The organism is Pseudomonas sp. SDO5522_S412, from assembly GCF_054071215.1.
In genome coordinates this window covers 1-6,169 of the sequence record NZ_JBSVWQ010000292.1, presented here as the reverse complement: position 1 = coordinate 6,169, position 6,169 = coordinate 1, and the positions used below count along the sequence as shown (strand labels likewise).

At 60.9% G+C, this 6,169-nt stretch carries 5 protein-coding genes; 2 read left to right on the top strand and 3 right to left on the bottom strand.

Going from position 1 to position 6,169, the window contains the following annotated elements; genetic code table 11:
- Window positions 1-89: 89 nt before the first annotated feature.
- Window positions 90-560: an Lrp/AsnC family transcriptional regulator gene (locus tag ACW9I6_RS29820; protein WP_008430161.1), complete on the bottom strand. Its 471-nt coding sequence runs from the start codon at window positions 558-560 to the stop codon at window positions 90-92.
- Window positions 561-684: 124 nt separating this feature from the next.
- Between ACW9I6_RS29820 and ACW9I6_RS29815 the strand changes: the two genes are divergently transcribed.
- Both ACW9I6_RS29815 and ACW9I6_RS29810 read left to right on the top strand, forming a co-directional pair.
- Window positions 685-1,929: a methionine gamma-lyase gene (locus ACW9I6_RS29815; protein WP_177042413.1), complete on the top strand. Its 1,245-nt coding sequence runs from the start codon at window positions 685-687 to the stop codon at window positions 1,927-1,929.
- Window positions 1,930-2,114: 185 nt separating this feature from the next.
- The gene (locus ACW9I6_RS29810; protein ID WP_008430163.1) at window positions 2,115-2,804 is read left to right on the top strand and encodes a helix-turn-helix transcriptional regulator; all 690 of its coding nucleotides are present in this window, start codon (window positions 2,115-2,117) and stop codon (window positions 2,802-2,804) included.
- Window positions 2,805-2,929: 125 nt separating this feature from the next.
- Here the strand turns inward: ACW9I6_RS29810 and ACW9I6_RS29805 are convergent, their stop codons facing one another.
- A complete protein-coding gene (locus ACW9I6_RS29805) occupies window positions 2,930-4,888 on the bottom strand; it encodes a MacB family efflux pump subunit (RefSeq protein ID WP_003212489.1) in 1,959 nt (652 codons plus the stop codon).
- Window positions 4,889-4,891: 3 nt separating this feature from the next.
- A complete protein-coding gene (gene macA, locus ACW9I6_RS29800; RefSeq protein ID WP_177020133.1) occupies window positions 4,892-6,043 on the bottom strand; it encodes a macrolide transporter subunit MacA in 1,152 nt (383 codons plus the stop codon).
- Window positions 6,044-6,169 lie beyond the last annotated feature (126 nt).

Sequence of the window (6,169 nt, the reverse complement as noted above, 5' to 3'; positions counted from 1 at the left end):
TGGTTACTTTTGGGGCGTTTGCCAAAAGTGACCCGCTGTAAGAGCGGAACCATAATCCGCCGTTACCGAAGAAACGGATATGTACACCATCACTCCGGCAAAGGAATCACCCGCAACGGCCGCACCGACTTATAAGAAAAACTCGAGTAAATCTCCTTAACACACGGCAACCCCTGCAACACCTCCCGCGCAAACTCCCCAAACGACTCCAGATCCTTCGCCACCACTTCCAACAAAAAATCATACCGCCCCGAAACGTTATGACACGCCACAATCTCGGGAATCTCCAGCAACCTTTGCTCAAACGCCCGGGCAACTTCCCGGGAGTGCGTATCCATCATGATGCTGACAAACGCCGTCACCCCATACCCCAGCGCCTTGGGCGACAGGATCGCCTGATAACCGCCGATCACCCCGCTGTCCTCAAGGTTCTTCACCCGCCGCCAACACGGCGAAGTGGTCAGCGACACCCGCTCCGCCAACTCCGCCACCGTCAACCGCGCATTACCCTGCAAGGCGTTTAAAAGTGCCTTGTCAGTCCGATCCAGATGCATGGGCATATCTTGCCTCAAAACGTCGTTTTTATTGTTTTTCATCCCAATCTACCGGCTTTTCCCAGCAAACTATGGAACGTTCAGCCGTCGTTATAAGCATAGCATTGTAGGAAATAAGGAGCGTCCGACCATGAAAAATAAACACAACACGTTCGGCTTTTCCACCCGCGCCATCCACCACGGCTATGACCCCCAGGACCACCACGGCGCCCTCGTGCCGCCCATCTACCTGACGGCAACCTTCGCCTTCCCCACCGCCGAATACGGAGCCGCCTGCTTCGCCGGCGAAGAGAGCGGACACTTCTACACCCGCATCTCCAACCCCACCCTGGCCCTGCTGGAATCGCGCATGGCCACCCTGGAAAACGGCGAAGCCGCCGTCGCCTTCAGCTCCGGCATGGGCGCAATTGCCGCGACGTTCTGGACCCTGCTGCGCCCCGGTGACGAAATCATCGTCAGCCAGACCCTCTACGGCTGCACCTTCGCCCTGCTGCACCACGGCATCGGCGAGTTCGGCATCAAGGTGCGCCACGTCGACCTCACCGACCTGAACGCCATGAGCGAGGCCATCAACCCGGCCACGCGCATGATCTACTTCGAAACCCCGGCCAACCCCAACCTGCAACTGGTGGACATCGCCGCCGTCGCCGAGATCGCCCACCGGCAACCCGGTATCACCGTGGTGGTGGACAACACCTACTGCACGCCCTACCTGCAACGCCCGCTGGAAATGGGCGCCGACGTGGTGGTGCACTCGGCCACCAAATACCTCAGTGGCCACGGCGATATCACCGCCGGCATCGCCGTCAGCAGCCAGGCCCTGGCCCAGCGCATTCGCCTGCAAGGGCTCAAGGACCTGACCGGTGCGGTGATGTCACCCCAGGACGCCGCCCTGCTGATGCGCGGCCTCAAGACCCTGGCCCTGCGCATGGACCGCCATTGCAGCAACGCCCTGGCCATCGCCGAAGCCTTGCAGGCCCATCCCCTGGTGGAATGGGTGACCTACCCCGGCCTGCGCTCCTTCCCTCAATACGAACTGGCCGCGCGGCAGATGAAACAATCCGGCGGCATGATCGCGTTTGAACTCAAGGGCGGCATCGACATGGGCCGACGCTTCATGAACGCCCTCAAGCTGTTCACCCGGGCCGTGAGCCTGGGGGACGCCGAGTCACTGGCCCAGCACCCGGCCAGCATGACCCACTCCACCTACACCCCGGAGCAGCGCGCCCACCACGGGATTTCCGAAGGGCTGGTGCGACTCTCGGCGGGCCTTGAGGATGTCGCCGACCTGCTGGCCGACGTTGCCCAAGCCCTGCAGGCCTGTGCCGTAAAGCCGAAATCCCGGGCGGTGCAACACAACGTTCATCACGCTTGAAGTAAATTCACAGGCAGGCGCGACGTTTATCAATAGCCCGGCCTGAAAAGGTCGGGCTTCTCCCGTTGCGCCCTGCACCGCAAAAAATTTGATCCATTCATTGGCCCGTTTGCGAAAGCCTGTACTAGCATACGAGGCGGCAGTCATGGAGATCACTGCCCTGTACGCCGCCCTCATTGAAACTCATGGATGAAATGATGAACTCACACCTGTTCCCCCACATTGGCAAAGTCATCGCCAGCACCGGCAGCCGGCATTTCCCGCGCATGCTGCATGACCTGATCCTCACCCAACTGGCGGTCGACGCCACGCACATCACCCAAATGCCTGTGAGTTCACCGCGCAAGGCAGGCAGTTCGCGAATGACGGGGATCAGCCCGGTGTACACCGACCCGCTGCCAGGGCAGGCAGAGGCCCAGGCCGCCGCACAACTGCACCTGACCCGGCGCAAGGATGACGTCAGCTACGTGCTGTCGGTGTATCGCTCCAACCCCTGCGAAAGTTTTTCCCAGCAGGAGCGGATCATCCTGCAAGACTTCTCCTCCCTGCTGCTGCCGATGGTTGAAAAACACATCAGCGCCCTGCAACCCAGCGATCCGGACAGCGAAGCGCCGCAGCAACAAGGCATCGACACCTTGCGCCGGCGCTTTGAAGAGCGCCTCGCGCAATCGGGGCTGGCCCTGTCCAGCCGGGAGCTTGAGGTGTGCGTGGGGCTGCTGGCCGGGCGTACCGCGCCGGAACTGGCGGAGCAGTTGGCACTGAAGGTCAATACCATCGAGAGCTACCTCAAGCGGGCAGCGATCAAGATGGGCATCAGTGGCCGGCATTCATTGATGCGGTGGATGTATTCCACAGAAGAAAACGCCACTCTCTAGAACACCGAGGAACAAATGTGGGAGCGGGCTTGCTCGCGAATGCGCAGTGTCAGTCAATACATGTGTGACTGATCCAGCGCATTTGCGAGCACGCCCGCTCCCACATTTTTTGATCTCTTCCCGGCCTAATCCCGGGCCAGGGCTTCAATCGGATCCAACCGCGCCGCATTCCGCGCCGGCACAAACCCGAACACAATCCCGATCAACGTTGAACACGCAAACGCCGTCACCACCGAGCCCAGGGAAAACACCATTTCCCACTCTTTCACAAACAACGAAAACAGATAGCCGATGGCGAATGACAGCGAGATGCCGATCATCCCGCCAATCAGGCAGACCATCACCGCTTCCACCAGGAACTGTTGGCGAATATCCGATTGCCGCGCGCCCACTGCCATGCGAATCCCGATTTCTCGGGTGCGTTCGGTCACCGACACCAGCATGATATTCATCACTCCGATGCCGCCCACCAGCAACGAAATCACTGCAATCAACGACAGCAGCAACGCCAGGGAACGGCTGGTTTTCTGCACCGTCTGCATGATGCTGTCGAGGTTGTTGGTAAAGAAGTCCTTGGTGCCGTGACGTTGCAACATCAGCTTGGTGACGTTCTCTTCCACCACCTTGCTCGGCTGGCCGTCCTTGATGCGCACCGTGATGCTGTCCAGATGACGCTGGCCCAACAGCCGCCCCGCTGCCGTCTCGTACGGCACCCACACGTTCAACGCCTTGCTGGCGGCGAACATGTTTTTGTTGTCGGCCGTCACCCCGATCACGGTGCAGGGCAGGTTGCCCACCAGGATCACCTGGCCCAACGGATCCACGCCGGGCGCGAACAGCCGATGGCGCGCGTTGTGGTCGATCACCACCACCTGGGCCTGGCGCCGGGCGTCGCTTTCGCTGAAGGTAATTCCGGCTTCGAGCTTCAGGCCCTTGACCTGGAAATAGCGATCGCTGACCCCATTGACCTGGGCGTCCAGGTCGATATTGCCGTAACGCAGCAACAGGTTGCGCCCCACCACCGGCGTGGCGCTGTCGACGTAATACAGCTGGTTCAGCGCATCCACATCCGACGGCAACAACGTCTCGATGGCTGACGCACGGCTGTCACCAAAACTCTTGCCGGGAAAGATATCAATGGTGTTACTGCCAATGGCCTGGATGTCCTTGAGCACATAGCGCTTGGCGCCTTCGCCGATGGCCGAGATCGACACCACCGAGGTGATGCCGATGACAATGCCGAGCATGGTCAGCAAGGTGCGCATGCGATGGGAAATCAGCGCGACCCAGGCCATGTTGAAGGCCTCCTTGAACAGCCCGAGGCTCGCCACCAACTTGCGCGCACCGCTGCGCTTGGGCTCGATGGGCGCTTCGGTGGGCAGGTCGAGGCCGACACTCTGATTGGCGCGGTCACTGACGATCTCGCCATCGCGCACCTCAATGATCCGCTGGGCATTGGCCGCGACTTTCGGGTCGTGGGTAACGATGATCACCGTGTGCCCGGCGGCGTGCAGCTCGGCCAGGATGCGCATCACTTCCTTGCCGCTGTGGGTGTCGAGGGCGCCGGTGGGTTCGTCGGCGAGGATCACTTCGCCGCCGTTCATCAAGGCCCGGGCGATACTCACGCGCTGTTGCTGGCCGCCGGACAGCTGGCTCGGGCGATGGGTCAAATGCCCCGACAACCCCAGGCGTGCCAGCAATTCCCCGGCGCGGCTGTGCCTGGCGGTTTCCGGCGTACCGGCATAAATCGCCGGCATTTCCACGTTGTGCAACGCGCTCAGGTGCGCGAGCAAGTGGTAACGCTGAAAGATAAAACCGAAGTAGTCGCGGCGCAGCTCGGCCAGTTGCTCATCCCCCAGGGTGCGGGTTTCGATGCCATTGATCTTGTAGCTGCCGGCAGTGGCGTAGTCGAGGCCACCGAGGATGTTCATCAGAGTGGATTTACCCGAACCCGAGGCCCCGGTGATCGCGACCATTTCCCCGGCGTGGATGGTCAGGTCAATGCCCTTGAGCGCAATGAATTCGCGGTCACCGGCCATGAAACTGCGCACGATGCCTTTAAGCTCCAGCAGTGGCTGAGTCATCAATCAGCCCCCCGCCACGGCAGGCGATGGGTCGCCGATCACCACCTTGTCGCCTTCGGCCAGGCCATCGAGGATCTGCACCTTGACGTTGTTGTTGATGCCCGTCTGCACCTGCCGCGTGTTGGCCTTGCCCTTGGCGTCCAGCACCCGCACCGGGAAACTGCCATCGGCATTGCGCGGGCCGAGTGCGGCCACCGGCACGGTCAGTGCGGCCTTGGCGGTGTCGAGCACGATGCGCACCTGGGCGGTCATGGCGATGCGCAGGCGGTGGTCGGGGTTGGGTACGTCGAACAGCGCATTGTAGAACACCGCAGTGTTTTGCTTGGGGGTGCCGGCGGTCTGGGTTTCGAGGAAATTCTGCGGGGCAGGTTCGGTACCGCGCAATTTGGCGTAGTAGCGTTTGTCGGCCTCGCCGAGGATGGTGAAATACACCTGCTGGCCCGGACTGATGTGGATCACGTCCGCTTCGGAGACTTGGGCCTTGACGGTCATGGTGTCCAGGTCGGCGAGCTTGAGCAGCACCGGTGCCAGTTGGCTGGCGATCACGGTCTGGCCTTCCTGGGTGACGATGCCCACTACATCGCCGTCGATTGGCGCGACGATGCGGGTGTAGGCCAGGTTGATCTTGGCGGTGTCGATCTGGATGTGGGCGCTTTTGATCTGGGCGTCGAGGGACATCAGGTTGGCGCGCTGTACCTCGTAGTTGGACTCGGCGGTTTCGAAGTCCTGGCGGGACACGGATTCGTCCTCTTGCAGGCCCTGATAGCGTTCGTAGACGGATTTGGTTTCCTTGAGTTGCGCGGCGGTGGCGCGGCGTTGGGCCTGGAGGTTTTCTTCGTCGACCTGGGCTTTGCGCAGGGTGTTCTGCAGGATCAACGGGTCGATTTCGGCCAGCCATTGGCCCTTCTTGACCTTGTCGCCGACCTTGACCTTCAGGGATTTGAGTTGGCCGGAAACCTGGGCGCCGACATCGACCTGCTTGACGCCTTCGAGCAGGCCGGTGGCCAGGACGGCGTTTTCGATGTCACTGCGTTCGGCGGTGGCGGTCAGGTATTGCGGCGCGTCTGCGGGGGCCTGCACCGTGTAGATAATCAGGCCCGCTGCGACGGTCAACACCAGGGCCAATCCTGCTTTTCGATACTTTGACTTTTCCATAAATGACCATAAGAGGTGTTGAAATGGGTTCCGGCTTTTGGCTCGGAGTACATATCCGTTTTTTTGGTAACGGCTGATATGGGTTCCGCTCTTACAGCGGCTCACTTTTGAACAGCGCAAAAGTAA